16 protein-coding genes and 1 tRNA gene are annotated in these 17,317 nt (G+C 60.2%); 11 read left to right on the forward strand and 6 right to left on the reverse strand.

Annotated features, from left to right (window positions below; translation table 11 throughout):
- Positions 1-177: 177 nt before the first annotated feature.
- Positions 178-254 (forward strand) — tRNA-Arg (locus HX869_RS00620).
- Positions 255-596: 342 nt separating this feature from the next.
- The gene (locus HX869_RS00625) at positions 597-1,979 is read left to right on the forward strand and encodes an MFS transporter (protein WP_102369716.1); all 1,383 of its coding nucleotides are present in this window, start codon (positions 597-599) and stop codon (positions 1,977-1,979) included.
- Between the two features lie 60 nt (positions 1,980-2,039).
- Here HX869_RS00625 and HX869_RS00630 read toward each other — a convergent pair whose 3' ends face one another.
- The 4 genes from HX869_RS00630 to flgA form a co-directional block, all read right to left on the reverse strand.
- Positions 2,040-2,789: a flagellar brake protein gene (locus HX869_RS00630; RefSeq protein WP_003214258.1), complete on the reverse strand. Its 750-nt coding sequence runs from the start codon at positions 2,787-2,789 to the stop codon at positions 2,040-2,042.
- 95 nt (positions 2,790-2,884) lie between these two features.
- Positions 2,885-3,352, reverse strand: coding sequence for a flagellar protein FlgN (gene flgN, locus HX869_RS00635; RefSeq protein WP_003214256.1), 468 nt, complete (start codon positions 3,350-3,352; stop codon positions 2,885-2,887).
- A 48-nt stretch (positions 3,353-3,400) separates the two neighbouring features.
- On the reverse strand, positions 3,401-3,724 hold the full coding sequence (gene flgM / locus HX869_RS00640) for a flagellar biosynthesis anti-sigma factor FlgM (protein ID WP_003214254.1): 324 nt from the start codon (positions 3,722-3,724) through the stop codon (positions 3,401-3,403).
- A gap of 142 nt (positions 3,725-3,866) precedes the next feature.
- Entirely contained in the window at positions 3,867-4,631 is a 765-nt protein-coding gene (flgA, locus tag HX869_RS00645) for a flagellar basal body P-ring formation chaperone FlgA (RefSeq protein WP_032899382.1), read from the reverse strand.
- An 80-nt stretch (positions 4,632-4,711) separates the two neighbouring features.
- Between flgA and HX869_RS00650 the strand changes: the two genes are divergently transcribed.
- From HX869_RS00650 to flgE, 6 genes are all read left to right on the forward strand, one after another.
- Positions 4,712-5,644, forward strand: coding sequence for a chemotaxis protein CheV (locus tag HX869_RS00650; RefSeq protein WP_003214250.1), 933 nt, complete (start codon positions 4,712-4,714; stop codon positions 5,642-5,644).
- Positions 5,645-5,687: 43 nt separating this feature from the next.
- Positions 5,688-6,515 carry a protein-glutamate O-methyltransferase CheR gene (gene cheR, locus HX869_RS00655; RefSeq protein WP_003214248.1) on the forward strand — a complete coding sequence of 276 codons (828 nt, stop codon included), beginning with the start codon at positions 5,688-5,690 and terminating at the stop codon, positions 6,513-6,515.
- A gap of 234 nt (positions 6,516-6,749) precedes the next feature.
- The gene (flgB, locus tag HX869_RS00660) at positions 6,750-7,157 is read left to right on the forward strand and encodes a flagellar basal body rod protein FlgB (protein ID WP_003214246.1); all 408 of its coding nucleotides are present in this window, start codon (positions 6,750-6,752) and stop codon (positions 7,155-7,157) included.
- A gap of 3 nt (positions 7,158-7,160) precedes the next feature.
- The gene (gene flgC / locus HX869_RS00665) at positions 7,161-7,613 is read left to right on the forward strand and encodes a flagellar basal body rod protein FlgC (RefSeq protein ID WP_003214244.1); all 453 of its coding nucleotides are present in this window, start codon (positions 7,161-7,163) and stop codon (positions 7,611-7,613) included.
- A gap of 16 nt (positions 7,614-7,629) precedes the next feature.
- Positions 7,630-8,358, forward strand: coding sequence for a flagellar hook assembly protein FlgD (gene flgD / locus HX869_RS00670; RefSeq protein ID WP_003214242.1), 729 nt, complete (start codon positions 7,630-7,632; stop codon positions 8,356-8,358).
- 31 nt (positions 8,359-8,389) lie between these two features.
- The gene (gene flgE, locus HX869_RS00675; RefSeq protein ID WP_003214240.1) at positions 8,390-9,712 is read left to right on the forward strand and encodes a flagellar hook protein FlgE; all 1,323 of its coding nucleotides are present in this window, start codon (positions 8,390-8,392) and stop codon (positions 9,710-9,712) included.
- A gap of 364 nt (positions 9,713-10,076) precedes the next feature.
- Here flgE and HX869_RS00680 read toward each other — a convergent pair whose 3' ends face one another.
- Positions 10,077-12,974: a ribonucleoside-diphosphate reductase subunit alpha gene (locus tag HX869_RS00680; RefSeq protein WP_008435294.1), complete on the reverse strand. Its 2,898-nt coding sequence runs from the start codon at positions 12,972-12,974 to the stop codon at positions 10,077-10,079.
- Between the two features lie 804 nt (positions 12,975-13,778).
- Between HX869_RS00680 and HX869_RS00685 the strand changes: the two genes are divergently transcribed.
- Positions 13,779-14,504 (forward strand): response regulator, encoded by a 726-nt coding sequence (locus HX869_RS00685; RefSeq protein ID WP_008435295.1) that lies wholly within the window; start codon positions 13,779-13,781, stop codon positions 14,502-14,504.
- Positions 14,501-16,111 (forward strand): ATP-binding protein, encoded by a 1,611-nt coding sequence (locus HX869_RS00690; RefSeq protein ID WP_003214234.1) that lies wholly within the window; start codon positions 14,501-14,503, stop codon positions 16,109-16,111. The genes HX869_RS00685 and HX869_RS00690 overlap by 4 nt, the downstream gene beginning before the upstream one ends.
- Here HX869_RS00690 and HX869_RS00695 read toward each other — a convergent pair.
- Complete coding sequence (locus tag HX869_RS00695) at positions 16,108-16,824, reverse strand: 4'-phosphopantetheinyl transferase (RefSeq protein WP_177041358.1); 717 nt, start codon at positions 16,822-16,824, stop codon at positions 16,108-16,110. The genes HX869_RS00690 and HX869_RS00695 overlap by 4 nt on opposite strands.
- 180 nt (positions 16,825-17,004) lie before the next feature.
- Between HX869_RS00695 and HX869_RS00700 the strand changes: the two genes are divergently transcribed.
- On the forward strand, positions 17,005-17,313 hold the full coding sequence (locus HX869_RS00700) for a hypothetical protein (protein WP_178902597.1): 309 nt from the start codon (positions 17,005-17,007) through the stop codon (positions 17,311-17,313).
- The last annotated feature ends 4 nt before the right edge of the window (positions 17,314-17,317 follow it).

The raw sequence follows: 17,317 nt of genomic DNA on the forward strand, positions 1-17,317 counted from the left end.
GGGGAGTGCATTTTGCACGATGGTCCGAACCGTCCGTAATCGTTGAGCGGAATACCACCGGCTGTCACTGGCATGGGCCTACACTCAAAAAGCCAACGGACGACATGACAAAATTCACCTGCGCCGTTAACATGCACGCCGTCCGTCGCCGTGCCCATCGCCGGTTGGCTGTCATTAGTCCCAGTAGCTCAATTGGATAGAGCATCCCCCTCCTAAGGGGAAGGTTGGCCGTTCGAACCGGCCCTGGGACACCACTTCACCGTTGCTGCCCAAGCGGCCTCGATGTCCGCAAGCCCCGATCAGATTTATCTGGCGGGGCTTTTTTGTGGCCGGGCGTTTGAGTGCGGCAGTCTTTTCAAACACCAACCGAACCTTGCCCGCGTTTGAGGTTCACACGGGAGGCAAGAGCGGGGCGGCGCAAGTATTCGTCTGCATCCTGTACCTCGCGGGTGACTGGCGAGCGTCTGACACGTAGCCAATTGGCATGAGCAAAATATTCCCCGGCAACCGCATGTTTTGGCTGTCCGGACCCGACGACGCGGGACTATCATTCCGGTAGTCCTGACACCCACAGCAAGGAGCCGCTCGGAACGCCGATGCGCCAGATCTGGAAACCTTTTCGAGCCCTTTATTTTGCTTCCCTGATGATGCTGATCGGCTCTGGCCTGCTCAGTACTTACCTGGCCTTGCGCCTGGCGGCAGATCACGTCGACAGCCTGTGGGTCGGTGCGTTGATGGCCGCCAACTATTTTGGCCTGGTGTTGGGGGGCAAGATAGGTCACCGCCTGATTGGCCGCGTCGGGCATATCCGGGCCTACGCCACTTGTGCCGGGATCGTCGGCGCGGCGGTGTTGGGCCACGGGCTGATCAACTGGCTGCCAGCCTGGATTGTGCTGCGGATGATTGTCGGCCTGGGCATGATGTGCCAGTACATGGTCATCGAGAGCTGGCTTAACGAACAAGCTGAGGCCAAGCAACGCGGTGCGGTGTTCAGCGGCTATATGATCGCCTCGTACCTGGGCCTGGTGCTGGGCCAGTTGATCCTTGTGATGCACCCACAGTTGGGGCTTGAGTTGCTGATGCTGGTCGCGCTGTGTTTTGCGCTGTGCCTGGTGCCGGTGGCCATGACTCGCCGCATTCACCCGGCGCCGCTGCATCCGGCGCCGATGGAGCCGCGCTTCTTTATCAAGCGGGTGCCGCAGTCCCTCAGTACGGTGTTGGGGGCCGGGCTGATCGTCGGCTCGTTCTACGGTTTGGCGCCGCTGTACGCGTCTCAGCAAGGGCTGACCACCGAGCAGGTCGGCCTGTTCATGGGTAGCTGCATTTTCGCCGGGCTGCTGGTGCAGTGGCCGTTGGGCTGGCTTTCCGATCGATATGACCGCGCGCTGTTGATTCGCTGTTTCGCCTTGTGCCTGGCGGTGGCCGCGTTGCCGTTGGCGATCATGACCCAGGTACCACTGGAAGTGCTGTTCGTCGCGGGCTTTCTCTGTTCCCTTGTGCAGTTCTGCCTGTACCCGCTGGCTGTGGCGTTTTCCAACGACCACGTCGAGGGTGATCGCCGGGTGTCGCTCACTGCGATGTTGCTGGTGACCTACGGCATCGGCGCCAGTGTCGGCCCGCTGTTGGCCGGTGTGGTGATGAAGCTGTTCGGCAGCCATATGCTGTATGCGTTTTTCAGCGTGTGCGCATTGATCCTGGTGTGGCGCATCCGGCCCAAGGCGGTCACCAACCTGCATCAGGTGGACGACGCACCGCTGCATCACGTGGCGATGCCCGACAGCATGTCCAGCTCGCCCCTGGTAGCATGCCTCGATCCGCGAGTGGACGAACAGGTGGTGCAGGACCAGATGCAGACCGCCGTTGTGGATCCCGAGCCAGTTGTCGATCCCGAACTGGATCAGCCGGAGCCTGTCACCGAGCCACCAGAGCATCCGGACCCGGATGATCACCCCCACGACTTGAGCAGGGCGCGCCCCTGAAAGCAAAAACGGGCAGCCCCCTTGAGGGACTGCCCGTTTTTTTGTCGCGACCTTTATTGTTTAAAGGTCGTCGTCCTTGTCAAACCGGCGCGCTTCACGCTGCAGTTGATACACAAACCGCTCGACCTGGCGCTGCACCAGCCCGCTCATGTTATGAAAACGTAGGCCGGCGAAGGTGGTGTTGATCCTTTCTTCGAAGTGCAGGTAACGCAGTTCTACCGAGGTGGTCATGCTGCCAAAGGGTAGCGCGGCGATAAATCGGTCGTAGACCTGGCCCAGTTGCAGGCGCTCGGAAATATCCCCTTCGAAGCGCAATTTGCAGCCGGTGGCGGAAATATCCAGCAACTTGCCGCTGATGGGGGCCTTGAGTTTGTCGCCGCCCAGTTCGACGCTCACCAGTTGCGCCAGCTTCAACGCCGCGCGGAAGGCGTTGCGACGCTGATGGTAAATCACCTCGCCAGGCATGCTGCCGCGGTAAATACGGTGGCCGCCGGCTTCATCGAGGGTCAGGGTGCCGTTGCTTTCCCAGGCTACCCGCACCCCCTCGTGAAAACCTTCGATCCGGAAAGCTTCGCCATTCTCGAGGTAGCGTTCGCCGTCGCGCGGGACCATTTCGTCCAGGGCCAGTGTCTTGCTGTCCCGGTCGATTTCCACCAGGTAGCTTTGAAACCGCTGGTTGCGTTCATGGAAGGTGATGATCAGCGGATCATGGCTTTCTTGCAGCATCCGCAAGGTGCCAGCGATTTCCAGCGGCGTGGTGAGTACCTTGGGTGGCTGCGGAGCATCTTCCGCGTTAAGGGTGTTGAACACGGTTCTTCCATCTCCAGACAAAATACGACTACACGCAAGTGCTGTCATTTTGCCAGTATGTGGCGCGACTTGGATAGGGCGCGCTCAAACTGGTTTCAGGCTTGGCTGCGGGTGCTTGGCTTGGCCAGGCGTGAGGTGGAGCCTTGAGCGTTGTAGAGAGCCGGAGGCTCGCCGCCGTGGAGGATACGCAACTGATTGGCGGTCGTGGCTTGCTGAAGCTGGATGGCCTGGCCGTTGAGGAGGTTGGTTTCCTGGCACAGGGTCAGCAACTGGTTGAGTTCTTTGCTCTGGGCCAGCAACTGGTCGCCCACCGTGGAGTGGCTGGCGAGTTGTTCCAGGCCCTTGTGGTCGGCCGTGAGGCCCAGGCTGATCAGAATCTGGCTGCGCTTCTTGCCGTGCTGTTCCAGCAGGACGATCAGCGATTGCTTGCGCGCCAGGATTTCTTCCAGCATGCGCATGTCCCGGCCGTACAGGGCCAGTGATTCTTCTCGAAGGAGCTCCAGCAGCTGCTGTGCGGGAGGCAGGTCTTCAATGATCAGTTGTAGCAAGTTTTCGTCGTGCATGGCTGGCCTTGGGGTTTAAGCGTCCAAAAGCCTGGCGCAGGCCTTTGCCTAGCGCTCGGCTTCGAAGTTAAGCAGTTTGCTGGCTACACGGTTGCTGTCGACCTTATAGCTGCCATCGGCAATCGCCTGTTTCAATTCGGCCACACGGGCTTTATTGACAACTGGCTGATCGCTCAGCGAGTCAGTGACCTTCTGCAACTGTTGAGCCTCATTGCTCAGGTGTACCGATTCCCCGCTTTGGCTCGCACCGGCCTGTTCTGTCTTGGCAGGCAGAGGCTGGGACTTGGCTTCAACGCTGTCTTTGGCACCGTTGGTGCGCGAAGAACCGGGCGTTGGCAGGGCGTTATTCAAACGACTGAAATCGATGACCATGTTAAAAAAACCTCTGGGTATTTGGACGCTTGCCATGTTTTCGGCCATACCCGGACAAACTTTAGGCTCGATTGACAATAAACCTATGCGCGATGCCGCTTTGCGCACAGTGTAGGAAAAGCTGGCGTCCGATGCCAGTGATCTATAAAGCCACCTCAACCTGCCCCGGCGCAGTCACCCGGGCCTTGATCACGCGGTTGGAATTCAGGTTCTTGACGCGAATCTGTTCACTCATGCCGCCGTTGGACAGGGCTTCCCCCGGCATTTTTACATTCAGGCCACCGCTGCTGGCGGAAATCACCACCTGGTCACCTTTGCGCACGACTTCGGCCTGCTCGAGATGGACCAGGGTAATCACCTGGTCAGCAACCATTGGTCGGGTAAGTTTCTGCCCGAGTGCCTGGTCAAGGGACGTGAGGTAGCTCTGGGTGATCATGCTGATGTCGCGCTCGCGCATCGCGACGTCATCATAACCAATGATTCCGGTACGTTTCAGCGGGCGCGTCACCACCACCACTTCGCGAAACAGTTTGACCTGGGCGGGCACGAACACCGTCCAGGGCGAGGCGCCTTCGCAGCGCACTTTCACGGTCACGCGCCCGATGGGTTGGGCGGGGCTTTCCAGGGAAGCTGTCAATTCTCTGTCGCACATGGGCATGCGCAGGCGCGGATCCAGCTGGTTGACCTGGATTTCGTAGCGGCCCGGTGTCTGCGTCGTGGCCAGATAATCTTCTACAGTGAACTCAAGAAAGCCTTGAGTGACGCCGATAAGCAGATCAGGCAAGGTGACGTTATCGGCGCGGGCCGGCTGGCCCGTAGCCAAGGCAAGCAACGCCATCGAGACGCAGAGCAATCTGCGGTACTGTGGGGATCGGAGGCGTCGGGAAACTGTCGTTTTGATGTCCATGGCCAATAAAAAAGCAAAGCTCGTGCCGTTTAGTGTTGGGTACGCGTCGTACCCCTAAGTTTTAGCGTAGGAGTCTGGGCATGGCCGGTGTAATGGATTCAGTGAACCAGCGCACACAGCTGGTGGGGCAGAATCGCCTGGAGTTGCTGTTGTTCCGTCTGGACGGCAAGCAGTTGTACGGGATTAATGTCTTCAAGGTTCGCGAAGTGTTGCAGTGTCCCAAGCTGACAATAATGCCCAAGTCCAGCCCGGTGGTTTGCGGTGTGGCGAACATTCGTGGCGCGACCATCCCGATTCTTGACCTGGCAATGGCCACCGGTTCGGCGGGGTTGCAGGACCGCGAGAGCCCGTTCGTGATCATTACCGAGTACAACACCAAGACCCAGGGTTTCCTGGTGCGCTCGGTGGAGCGCATCGTCAACATGAACTGGGAAGAGATCCATCCGCCGCCCAAGGGCACCGGTCGCGATCACTACCTCACGGCGGTGACGCGGGTCGACAACCAGTTGGTGGAAATCATCGACGTGGAGAAAATCCTCGCCGAAGTGGCCCCGACCTCCGAGGCGATATCGGTGGGCGTGGTAGACGCCGAAACCGCGCACAAGGCGATCTCGCTGCGGGTGCTGACGGTGGACGACTCTTCGGTCGCGCGCAAGCAGGTGTCCCGTTGCCTGCAGACCGTTGGGGTCGAAGTGGTCGCGCTCAATGACGGTCGCCAGGCCCTGGATTACCTGCGCAAGCTGGTGGATGAGGGCAAGAAGCCGGAAGAAGAATTCCTGATGATGATCTCCGACATCGAGATGCCGGAAATGGACGGCTACACCCTCACGGCCGAGATACGCAACGACCCACGCATGCAAAAACTACATATCATCCTGCATACTTCGTTGTCGGGTGTATTCAATCAGGCGATGGTCAAGAAGGTCGGTGCCGATGACTTCCTGGCCAAATTCCGCCCTGATGACCTGGCATCCCGGGTAGTCGACCGGATCAAGGCAGCAGATCACGGCTAGGGGCCTTTTCCCTGGCGGTCACACGATTTAAGAGGCGGTATCATTGTCTACGGGTAATTTGGATTTCGAACAGTTCCGGGTCTTCCTGGAAAAGGCCTGTGGCATATTGCTCGGTGAAAACAAGCAGTACCTGGTATCCAGCCGTCTCAACAAACTGATGGAGCAGCAAGGCATCAAGTCCCTCGGGGAGTTGGTGCAACGGATCCAGGGCCAGCCACGCAGCGGGCTCAAGGAGATGGTGGTCGACGCCATGACCACCAACGAAACCTTGTGGTTTCGCGATACCTATCCGTTTGAAGTGCTCAAGAACAAGGTGCTGCCCGAGGCGATCAAGGCCGCTCCCGGCCAGCGCCTGCGCATCTGGTCGGCCGCCTGTTCGTCGGGACAGGAACCGTATTCGATTTCGATGGCCATCGATGAGTTCGAGCGGACCAACATGGGCCAGTTGAAGGCCGGGGCGCAAATCGTGGCCACGGATTTGTCCGGCACCATGCTCACCAACTGCAAGACCGGCGAGTACGACAGCCTGGCGCTGGGGCGCGGGTTGTCCCAGGAGCGCTTGCAGCGTTTCTTCGATCCCAAGGGAGCAGGGCGTTGGGCGGTCAAGGCGCCGATCAAGAGCCGGGTGGAGTTTCGTTCGTTCAACCTGCTGGACAGTTATGCCAGCCTGGGCAAGTTCGACATGGTGTTTTGCCGCAACGTGCTGATCTACTTCTCGGCCGAGGTGAAGAAAGACATTCTGTTGCGCATCCACGGCACCCTCAAGCGTGGCGGTTATCTGTTCCTGGGGGCTTCCGAGGCGCTGAACGGTTTGCCGGATCATTACCAGATGGTGCAGTGCAGTCCTGGAATCATTTACCAGGCCAAGTGACGAGTGCTTGGACAAAAAGGGAGGCCTGCACAGGCCTCCCTTTTTTTATGGCCGCAAAGCGGCAAGCCCTCATTGCCGCTTTACTGGCGTTTCGCGGAAACCCTTTGCCGCTTTTCTGGCATTGCCGCCGGCAATTCCCTCGCAAACCCTTGATTTACGGGGCTCAAGCAACTTGGCATGGCCCTTGCTAAATCCTTGTTACGAAAAGCAGGTCAGCCCCTAAAGGTTTCCGCCATGAGCATCAGCTTCGATAAAGCGCTCGGTATCCACGAACAAGCACTGGGCTTTCGCGCCCAGCGTGCCGAAGTCCTGGCCAACAATATCGCCAACGCCGACACCCCGAACTACAAGGCTCGGGACCTGGACTTCTCTGCCGTGCTCGCCGCCCAGCAAGACAAGACCAAGAACGGCACCTTCGCCCTGAACATGACCAACAGCCGTCATATCGAGGCGCAAGGCCTGGGCAATGGTGACGAGTCGCTGCTGTATCGCACGCCGATGCAACCGTCGATCGACCAGAACACCGTGGACGCCCAGTTGGAGCAATCGGCCTACGCCGAGAACTCAGTGAACTTCCAGGCCAGCTTTACCCTGCTCAACAGCAAATTCAAAGGGCTGATGTCAGCCCTGCGTGGAGAATAAGCCATGTCCCTCGCCAGTGTTTTCAATATTGCCGGTAGTGGCATGAGTGCGCAGACCACGCGCCTCAACACCGTCGCCAGTAACATCGCCAACGCCGAGACCGTGTCTTCGAGCATTGACCAGACCTACCGCGCCCGGCACCCGGTGTTCGCCACCATGTTCCAGGGCGGCCAGGGCGGCCAGAGTGGCAGCGGCGATTCGCTGTTCCAGAACCAGGATGCCGCAGGCCAGGGCGTGCAGGTGCTCGGTGTGGTCGAAGACCAGAGCAACCTCGAAGCCCGCTACGAGCCGAACCACCCTGCCGCGAACGAAAAAGGGTACGTGTACTACCCCAACGTCAACGTGGTCGAGGAAATGGCCGACATGATTTCCGCCAGCCGCTCGTTCCAGACCAACGCGGAAATGATGAACACCGCCAAAACCATGATGCAGAAGGTCCTGACCCTGGGTCAGTGATAAGGGGCGCCAAATAATGGCCATTGTTGATAACAGTTCGACGAACACGGCAGTCCAGGACCTTTTTAACTCCAAGGTCAAGACGGCGACAGATAACACCAGCGTCGGTGACGCCGCCAAGTCGGCGACGGGCAACCAGGCGATGGGCAAGGACGCGTTCCTGCAATTGCTGGTGACCCAGCTGAAAAACCAGGACCCGCTGTCGCCCCAGGACAATGGCGCGTTCGTCGCACAGTTGGCGCAGTTCAGCAGTCTGGAAGGCATCAACAACCTGAATGACTCGGTGAATGCGATTTCCAGCAACTTCAGCTCCTCCCAGGCGCTGCAGGCTTCGTCGCTGGTGGGGCGTTCGGTCATCACCCAGACCGACAAGGCGATGGTGGATACCAGCAAGAGCATGACCGGTTCCGTGGCGGTGACGGCGGCGACGGGCAACGTCTCCGTCAAGATCACCGACAAGGATGGCAACGTCGTTCGCACCATCGACATGGGCGCCCAGAGCGCCGGCAACTCCAGCTTCGTCTGGGACGGCAAGACCGATGCGGGTGAGACGGCGCCACCCGGCACCTACACCTTCAATGCCACCACCAAGAATGACAAGGGTGACTCGGTGGCCCTCGCCACCTCGCTGCCGGCAACGGTGACCAGCGTAACCCTGGGCACGAACGGCGCTGAAATGGTGCTGAACCTGGCGGGCGGCCTGGGCAGTATCAAGCTGTCGCAAATTCAGACTATCGGTACATAGAGCCGGCTAAATACGGCAAAAGGAGAGAACAATGTCTTTTAACATCGGCCTTAGCGGCCTCTATGCGGCCAACAAACAACTGGACGTGACGGGCAACAACATCGCCAACGTCGCGACCACCGGCTTCAAGTCGTCCCGTGCGGAATTCGCGGATATCTACGCGGCTTCCAAGCTGGGTACCGGCCAGAACAGCATCGGCAATGGCGTGAACCTGGCGGCCGTGTCCCAGCAGTTCACCCAGGGTGACGTCAACAACAGCGGCGGCACGCTCGACATGGCGATCCAGGGCGGCGGCTTCTTCGTGCAGAAGGGCAGCGACGGTTCGCTGGAATACACCCGCAACGGTGCGTTCCGGGCCGACAAGGACGGCTACATCACCAACAACACCGGCACCTCGCGGCTGCAAGGCTACGCAGCGGATGCAGATGGCAACATCCAGAAGGGCGGCTTGACCGACCTGCAGCTCAACCTGTCGTACCTGCCGCCGAAGGCTTCGAGCAAGGTGGATTCCACCAGTAACCTGAACTCCTCCGAGACGGCGATCGACCAGACGGCGCACCCGTTTGATCCGACCAAATCGGACAGCTTCACCACTCAATATTCCACCACGCTCTACGATACGCAGGGCAACGCGCATCCGATGGTGCAGTACCTGGTGAAGACCGACTCCAACACCTGGAAGTCCTACACCCTGATCGATGGGCGCAACCCTGACGGCTCGCCGATCAGCGGCACCGGTACTGACGTGAAGGCGCCAGTCGCCTCGACGCTGTCGTTTGACACCTCCGGCAAGCTGACCGGGATCGTTACCCCGCCAGCCACCGCTTCCAATACCACCCTGACCATTTCCGACTGGAAGCCGGGCGGCCTGGTCAATGGTGTCTGGACGCCTAACGGTGCGGCCGCCAACGCAGACGGCGTGGCCGTCAACATGGGGAACATCACCCAGTACAACTCCGCCACCTACCGCAACCCGCCGACCACCGATGGCTACGCCACCGGGCAAATCACCGGGCTGAAAATCGACGGCAGCGGCGTACTGTTCGCCACGTTCAGCAACCAGCAGAGCAAGGCCATCGGCCAGATCTCCCTGGCCAGCTTCAACAACGAGCAGGGCCTGCAGCCAGCCGGCGGCACCACCTGGAAAGAAACCTTCGCGTCGGGCCAGCCGGGTTTTGATACCCCGCAAGTCGGTACCCTGGGTTCGATCGTGGCCAACTCCCTGGAGAACTCCAACGTCAACCTGACCAACGAGCTGGTGGACCTGATCAAGGCCCAGAGCAACTATCAGGCGAACGCCAAGACCATCTCCACCCAAAGCACCATCATGCAGACCATCATTCAGATGACCTGATGTTGTCGCTTTAACTCGCTTTACCGAAAAGCCCCTCGCGTGAGGGGCTTTTTTTTGGATGTTCAGATAACGCCTATAGGTGGGGGCGTCACAGGCGGATACACGGCTGTCGGAACGGTACAAGGCCAGCCGGGCGATATCTGGAGCGGATTCAGTCAGGGCTCCGACGGCAACTGCATCACTGTTTCAGCGATAAAAGTCGCCATGATGCACGTCGGTCAGAAGCCCACCGATGTTTTCAAAGAGGTGAAATACCTGCGCGAATCGCGACGGTGTTGTTCCAGGCAAAAGAAAACCCCCGATACGCCGTAGGCCTATCGGGGGTTTTTCAACCTTGGGTGGTTAGACCCAGGGTTTGCTCAGCTTATTGGCAAGCTTCGCAATCCGGCTCGTCGATCGCGCAGGCTTTAGGCACTGGCGCCGGGCCGGCAGGTGCGGCGAGAACCGAATCATCACCGTGGTTGCCGCCGCTGGAAACAGCGTTCAGCTTGCCGGTGTTGATGGTCGACTTCTCGGTGCTGGTGGCAGCCAGGGCACGGAGGTAGTAAGTGGTTTTCAGGCCACGGTACCAGGCCATGCGGTAGGTCACGTCGAGCTTCTTGCCCGATGCGCCGGCGATGTACAGGTTCAGCGACTGAGCCTGGTCGATCCACTTCTGGCGACGGCTGGCGGCGTCGACGATCCACTTGGTGTCCACTTCGAAGGCAGTCGCGTAGAGCTCTTTGAGTTCTTGCGGGATGCGCTCGATCTGCTGCACCGAACCGTCGTAGTACTTCAGGTCGTTGATCATGACCGAGTCCCACAGGCCGCGGGCTTTCAGGTCGCGAACCAGGTACGGGTTGATCACGGTGAATTCGCCCGACAGGTTCGATTTCACATACAGGTTCTGGTAGGTCGGTTCGATCGACTGCGATACGCCAGTGATGTTGGCGATGGTGGCGGTCGGTGCGATGGCCATGATGTTGGAGTTACGAATGCCTTTCTGCACGCGGGCACGTACCGGCGCCCAGTCCAGGGACTCGTTCAGGTCAACGTCGATGTACTTCTGGCCACGTTGCTCGATCAGGATCTGTTGCGAATCCAGCGGCAGGATGCCTTTGGACCACAGCGAACCCTGGAACGTCTCGTAGGCGCCACGCTCGTCGGCCAGGTCGCAGGAAGCCTGGATCGCGTAGTAGCTGACCGCTTCCATGGACTTGTCGGCGAACTCGACTGCAGCGTCCGAACCGTAAGGAATGTGCTGCAGGTACAGCGCGTCCTGGAAGCCCATGATGCCCAGGCCGACCGGACGGTGCTTGAAGTTGGAGTTCTGCGCCTGGGGTACCGAGTAGTAGTTGATGTCGATAACGTTATCGAGCATGCGAACGGCGGTGTTCACGGTGCGTTCCAGCTTGGCGGTGTCCAGCTTGCCGTTGACGATGTGGTTCGGCAGGTTGATCGAGCCCAGGTTGCAAACGGCGATCTCGTCCTTGTTGGTGTTCAAGGTGATCTCGGTGCACAGGTTCGAGCTGTGGACCACGCCCACGTGCTGCTGCGGGCTGCGCAGGTTGCACGGGTCTTTGAAGGTCAGCCATGGGTGGCCGGTTTCAAACAGCATGGAGAGCATTTTGCGCCACAGGTCTTTGGCCTGGATGGTCTTGAACAGCTTGACCTTGCCCGGGTATTCGGTGAGGGCTTCGTAGTACTCGTAGCGCTCTTCGAAAGCCTTGCCGGTCAGGTCGTGCAGGTCCGGTACTTCGGATGGCGAGAACAGGGTCCACTTGCCGTCATCGAAGACGCGCTTCATGAACAGGTCAGGGATCCAGTTGGCGGTGTTCATGTCGTGGGTACGACGACGGTCATCACCGGTGTTCTTGCGCAGCTCGATGAACTCTTCGATGTCCATGTGCCAGGTTTCCAGGTAGGCACATACAGCGCCCTTGCGCTTGCCACCCTGGTTCACGGCTACGGCGGTGTCGTTCACTACTTTGAGGAACGGTACAACGCCCTGGGACTTGCCGTTGGTGCCCTTGATGTACGAACCCAGCGCACGCACCGGGGTCCAGTCGTTACCCAGGCCGCCAGCGAATTTGGACAGCATGGCGTTGTCGTGGATCGCGTGGTAGATGCCCGACAGGTCATCCGGCACGGTGGTCAGGTAGCAGCTGGACAGCTGTGGACGCAGGGTACCGGCGTTGAACAGGGTCGGGGTCGACGACATGTAGTCGAAGGACGACAACAGGTTGTAGAACTCGATGGCACGGTCTTCTTTCTGCTTCTCTTCGATCGCCAGGCCCATGGCCACGCGCATGAAGAACACTTGCGGCAGTTCGAAGCGGATCCCGTCCTTGTGGATGAAGTAACGGTCGTACAGGGTTTGCAGGCCCAGGTAAGTGAACTGCTGGTCGCGCTCGTGGTTGATCGCCTTGCCGAGTTTTTCCAGGTCGAAGGTGGCCAGGATCGGGTTCAGCAATTCGAATTCGATACCCTTGGCGATGTAGGCCGGCAGGGCCTTGGCGTACAGGTCGGCCATCTCGTGGTGGGTGGCGCTGTCGGCGACTTTCAGGAAGCCCAGGCCTTCGGCACGCAGGGTGTCCATCAGCAGGCGCGCGGTGACGAACGAGTAGTTCGGCTCACGCTCGACCAGGGTACGGGCGGTCATCACCAGTGCGGTGTTGACGTCGGTCAGGGCCACGCCGTCGTACAGGTTCTTCAGGGTTTCGCGCTGGATCAGGTCGCCATCGACTTCTTCCAGGCCTTCGCAGGCCTCGGTGATGATGGTGTTCAGGCGGCCCAGGTCCAGCGGTGCAAACGTACCGTCGGCCAGGGTGATGCGGATCGACGGGTGAGCTTGTACGGCAGCTTCTTCGGCCGGGGAACGTACGGCACGTTCCTTGGCGCGCGAGTCACGGTAGATCACGTAGTCGCGGGCGACTTTCTGCTCGCCGGCACGCATCAGGGCCAGTTCGACCTGGTCCTGGATTTCTTCGATGTGAATGGTGCCGCCCGATGGCATGCGACGCTTGAAGGTTGCGGTGACCTGTTCGGTCAGGCGGGCAACGGTGTCGTGGATGCGCGACGAGGCAGCAGCGGTGCCGCCTTCAACTGCAAGAAACGCTTTGGTGATCGCGACGGTGATTTTGTCATCGGTGTAAGGAACGACAGTGCCGTTACGCTTGATCACACGCAATTGGCCGGGCGCGGTGGCGGACAGATCCAGGTTCGAATCAGCGGCCTGCGGCACGGAGCCCTGCGGGTTCTCGCGAGTTGTGTCGGTTTGCATGGGGGGTTGTCTCCACATTCTATATTTATTTGGGCACCATCACGGTGCCCACCGTTCCGTCCTGAAGCACTTACAACAGGCCAGGGGCCTGGCATAACAACTTCGGGACAGGAGGAAGGGAGCTGTTCGCGCCGCTTCCATGCCGAAGTCTTCGGTTACAAGCCTTGGGGCTCTTTACCGTATTCCTGGTGGGTGACAGTTTCGTACTGCAACACCCGTACCGTTTTCGCCTGATCGGGGCAGAAAGCGGCTGCCATCCGCGTGCGCGGTTTGGTCTTCTGAAAAAGGCTTAAGTTCACCAAACAGGAGCAAGAAAGAGCTTGAGTTTCTTGTCTGATTTGTGTTTGGTCTTTTCGCTGAAAACCCTACATGTAGGGTTTTTTTGGCGACGACCTACAAGATAATGCGTTTTGGGGGGCTTAGCAACGGACTACCTGTGGATAACGCTGTGGGTAAAATGTGTATGAAACGTGGAATGGCCGTGTAGGCCGCAGTACTGCTGCATTGCGCCGTTTGTCACCGAATATTCCGAGGTAAAAACAACCGGTTGGATTTTTGCGGGCGCGAACCCTATCACAAAAAAACACGATGTCCGAACGCATTTGCGCGCTTGTGGCAGAGGGCCGGCCCGTTGCTACAATCGGCGGTTATCCATACAGTTTATGCCTCGCCTACATGACAACTGTAGGAGCGGGCTTGCCCGCGAAGGACGTCAACGATGACGCTGGAAACCTGAATAAACGCGGCGCCCTCGAGTTTTCTCGGGCAAACCCGCCCCTACAATAATTAGAACCGAGGTAACGCATGGAGCAAGAAGCCTGGCAGGTATTGATTGTCGAGGACGACGAGCGACTGGCCGAGTTGACCCGTGACTACCTGGAGAGCAACGGCTTGCGGGTGTCGGTGGAAGGCAATGGCGCCCTCGCGGCGGCGCGGATCATCGCCGAGCAGCCGGACCTGGTGATCCTCGACCTGATGTTGCCCGGTGAAGACGGCCTGAGCATTTGCCGCAAGGTGCGCGAGCGCTACGACGGGGTGATCCTGATGCTGACCGCGCGCACCGACGACATGGACCAGGTGCTGGGCCTGGACATGGGCGCCGACGATTACGTGTGCAAACCCGTGCGTCCTCGCCTGTTGCTGGCACGCATCCAGGCCCTGCTGCGGCGCAGCGAAAGCGTCGAGCCGGCACTCCCCGAAAAACAGCGGCGCCTGCAATTCGGCCCGCTGGTGGTGGACAACGCCCTGCGTGAAGCCTGGCTGCATGAGGGCGGCATCGAACTGACCAGCGCCGAATTCGATCTGCTGTGGCTGCTGGTGGCGAATGCCGGGCGGATCCTGTCCCGGGAAGAAATCTTCACTGCCTTGCGCGGCATTGGCTATGACGGCCAGGACCGCTCCATCGACGTGCGCATCTCGCGCATCCGCCCGAAAATCGGCGACGACCCGATCCACCCACGCCTGATCAAGACCATTCGCAGCAAAGGCTACCTGTTCGTCCCCGAAGCTGCGGCTGACCTGACGCCGTGAACTCAATCTTCCTGCGCATCTACGGCGGCATGTGCGCGGCGCTGATTCTGGTGGCGTTGCTCGGCGTACTGGCCTTGCACCTGCTCAATGAAGTGCGCAGCGGCCAGTACCGTGAGCGCCTGGCCCACGGCACCTTCGCGCTGATGGGCGACAACCTGCAACCCATGAGTGCCATCGAGCGCCGCCGTGCCCTGGCAGTGTGGGAGCGCTTGCTGGGTATCCCGCTGCAATTGCAGACCGTGGCCGAGGCGCACCTGGACCTGACCCAGCGTAGCCGTCTGCAACGCGGCCAGGTGTTGGTGGAGCAAACCGGGCCTCACGCGGCCAGGGTGCTGCGCTTGGTCAGTGACCAGGAGCAACTGTTGCTGACCGGTGAAGTGCAGCAAATCAGCGAACAACTGGCGCGCGCGACGATTTACCTGCTGGCCGATGAGCTGGTGCGTTTCCCGGTGGCGGAGCAACCGCAGAAACTCGCAGACCTGAAGGAAGCCAAGGGCTTTGGTTTCGAGATGCACCTGGTGATGCTCAATCAGGCTGATATGGACGAAGACCAGCGCCGCCGCGTGTCCGAAGGCGATACCGTGATGGCCCTGGGCAAGGGCGGGGATTCGATCCGGGTATTTGCCGGCATGGTCGGCACGCCGTGGGTCCTGGAAATCGGCCCGCTGTATCAGATGAATCCGTACCCGGCGCAATGGCTGATCCTGATTGCGCTGATCAGCCTGACCTTGATCGGCTTGATCGTCTATTTATTGGTGCGCCAGCTGGAGCGGCGCTTGAGTGGCCTGGAAGCCGCCGCCACGCGCATCGCCAAAGGCAGCCTGGAAGTGCGAGTGCCGGCCCGCGGCGCCGATTCGGTGGGGCGCCTGGCGGCAGCGTTCAATGGCATGGCCGAGCACCTGCAACGCCTGTTGGCAATTCAGCGCGAACTGGTGCGGGCGGTGTCCCACGAACTGCGCACCCCGGTGGCGCGCCTGCGGTTCGGCCTGGAGATGATCGGCGACGCGGCCACGCCTGAAGCGCGGCGCAAGTATATGGAGGGCATGGACAGCGACATCCAGGACCTCGATGGCCTGGTGGACGAAATGCTCACCTACGCGCGGCTGGAACAGGGGGCGCCGGCACTGAATTTCCAGCGGGTCGACCTCAATGCGTTGCTGGATCAGGTAATTGATGAACTGTCACCGCTGCGCCCGGAAATCAACGTGGCGCGGGGCATCTGCCTGTCCTCGGCGCATTGGGACGATGCATGGGTGGAGGCCGAGCCGCGTTACCTGCACCGTGCCCTGCAAAACCTGGTGAGCAACGCCATGCGCCACGCCCAGGGGCAGGTGCTGATCAGTTACCAGGTGGGCCAGGTGCGTTGCCGCATCGACGTGGAAGACGACGGGCCGGGCGTACCGGAAAGTGCCTGGGAGCGGATTTTCACGCCGTTCCTGCGCCTGGATGACAGCCGGACCCGCGCGTCGGGTGGGCACGGCCTGGGGTTATCCATTGTGCGGCGGATCATCTATTGGCACGGCGGCCGGGCGTTGATCAGCAAGAGCAACAATCTGGGTGGCGCGTGTTTCAGCCTGAGTTGGCCACGGGATCAGGAGAAGGTCTAGGCCTGGACGGCCACCAGGCTCAACAACTGCCCGCCATCCACCGCAAACTGCGCCTCCAGTTCCTTGCCATGGCACCACTCTGCGGACAAGTCCGTCAGCAACCGCAGCCGCGCATGGCCGGTATCCGACCACTCCAGCAACTCGGCATGCTCAAAATAAAAGCGCTTCTGCACGATCGGGTAGAGCGCCTTGAACAGGCTCTCTTTCGCCGAAAACGTCAGCGTCACCAGTTGTGCAACCTGCTCCCGCGGCCCGGCGGCCATGCGCAGCAATTCATCCGGAGTGAGGATCTCCCCGGCCAGGCGTTCCGCCCGCTCCAGGGTCAGCAGGTTCTCCAGGTCCATCCCCAGCCCGCGCCACTGTGACTTGTGGGCGACGATGGCCGCTGCATGGCCGGTGCTGTGGGTGATCGAACCGCTGATGTGCGCGGGCCAGACCGGCGCGCGGTCCTCGCCGATCGCCGGCACGCAATCCAGCCCGTCCAGCTGTTGCAGGGCCGCGCGGGCGCACAGGCGACCGGCCAGGAACTCCGCCTGCCGCTTGGCCACCGAACGCTGGATGCTCGCGGGTGGCGGCACGGCGCTGCGCTGGAAATCGCCGATGGCCAGCAGGGCCGGGTCAAAACGGGTGCTCAGCAAGACCGTGCCGGGCAAGGCATCGGGCAACGGCCAATGGGCGTCAAGTGGGGTGCAGCAGGCGGGTAGGGAATTCATGCCGGGTATTTTGCCGAGTTGCAGGGTCGCTGGATAGCCTGCGGCCGGGGATACGTAAATAACTCTTTACACAGTAGCCGGCCTCGGTTCAGCCCAGGTTCAGAGAGTGTTCAGGGGGAGTTCAGGGGCGTCTGCGTAGTCTGGCCCCGTACCCAAAGCCCAAGCGTATGAGGTAGCACCATGACTGCGATCAAGAAGCTGATGTTGGCCTTAACCATGCTCAGCGCCACCGCTGGCGTCCAGGCCTCTGATTCGAGTTTCGCGGGTTTCTCCAAGGAGAAGAGCAAAAAGCCCTACAGCCTTCTCCAGCGGGTGAGCTTCGAGGATGCCGGAGAACAGGCGGCTCCATGGGGCCATTCCCTGGGCCAGCACACCCCGCAGTCAGACTACCGCGTGGGCAATGAAAACCTGTCAGGTCACTTCAACGGCAGTAAATTGCGCCAGCAAGACCTGCAGGGCCGCTATGATATACCCCAGTTGGAAAGTTGATTTG

Origin of the sequence: Pseudomonas sp. P7779 (assembly GCF_013386315.1) — a bacterium.
Lineage (GTDB): Bacteria > Pseudomonadota > Gammaproteobacteria > Pseudomonadales > Pseudomonadaceae > Aquipseudomonas.

What these genes read in the sequence shown, in the direction of transcription:
- HX869_RS00625 (WP_102369716.1), top strand. Translation starts at nt 597, where the DNA reads ATGCGCCAGATCTGGAAACCTTTTCGAGCCCTTTATTTTGCTTCCCTG.
- flgN (WP_003214256.1), bottom strand. Translation starts at nt 3,352, where the DNA reads ATGCACGACGAAAACTTGCTACAACTGATCATTGAAGACCTGCCTCCC.
- flgM (WP_003214254.1), bottom strand. Translation starts at nt 3,724, where the DNA reads ATGGTCATCGATTTCAGTCGTTTGAATAACGCCCTGCCAACGCCCGGT.
- flgA (WP_032899382.1), bottom strand. Translation starts at nt 4,631, where the DNA reads ATGGACATCAAAACGACAGTTTCCCGACGCCTCCGATCCCCACAGTAC.
- HX869_RS00650 (WP_003214250.1), top strand. Translation starts at nt 4,712, where the DNA reads ATGGCCGGTGTAATGGATTCAGTGAACCAGCGCACACAGCTGGTGGGG.
- flgB (WP_003214246.1), top strand. Translation starts at nt 6,750, where the DNA reads ATGAGCATCAGCTTCGATAAAGCGCTCGGTATCCACGAACAAGCACTG.
- flgC (WP_003214244.1), top strand. Translation starts at nt 7,161, where the DNA reads ATGTCCCTCGCCAGTGTTTTCAATATTGCCGGTAGTGGCATGAGTGCG.
- flgD (WP_003214242.1), top strand. Translation starts at nt 7,630, where the DNA reads ATGGCCATTGTTGATAACAGTTCGACGAACACGGCAGTCCAGGACCTT.
- flgE (WP_003214240.1), top strand. Translation starts at nt 8,390, where the DNA reads ATGTCTTTTAACATCGGCCTTAGCGGCCTCTATGCGGCCAACAAACAA.
- HX869_RS00680 (WP_008435294.1), bottom strand. Translation starts at nt 12,974, where the DNA reads ATGCAAACCGACACAACTCGCGAGAACCCGCAGGGCTCCGTGCCGCAG.
- HX869_RS00685 (WP_008435295.1), top strand. Translation starts at nt 13,779, where the DNA reads ATGGAGCAAGAAGCCTGGCAGGTATTGATTGTCGAGGACGACGAGCGA.
- HX869_RS00695 (WP_177041358.1), bottom strand. Translation starts at nt 16,824, where the DNA reads ATGAATTCCCTACCCGCCTGCTGCACCCCACTTGACGCCCATTGGCCG.
- HX869_RS00700 (WP_178902597.1), top strand. Translation starts at nt 17,005, where the DNA reads ATGACTGCGATCAAGAAGCTGATGTTGGCCTTAACCATGCTCAGCGCC.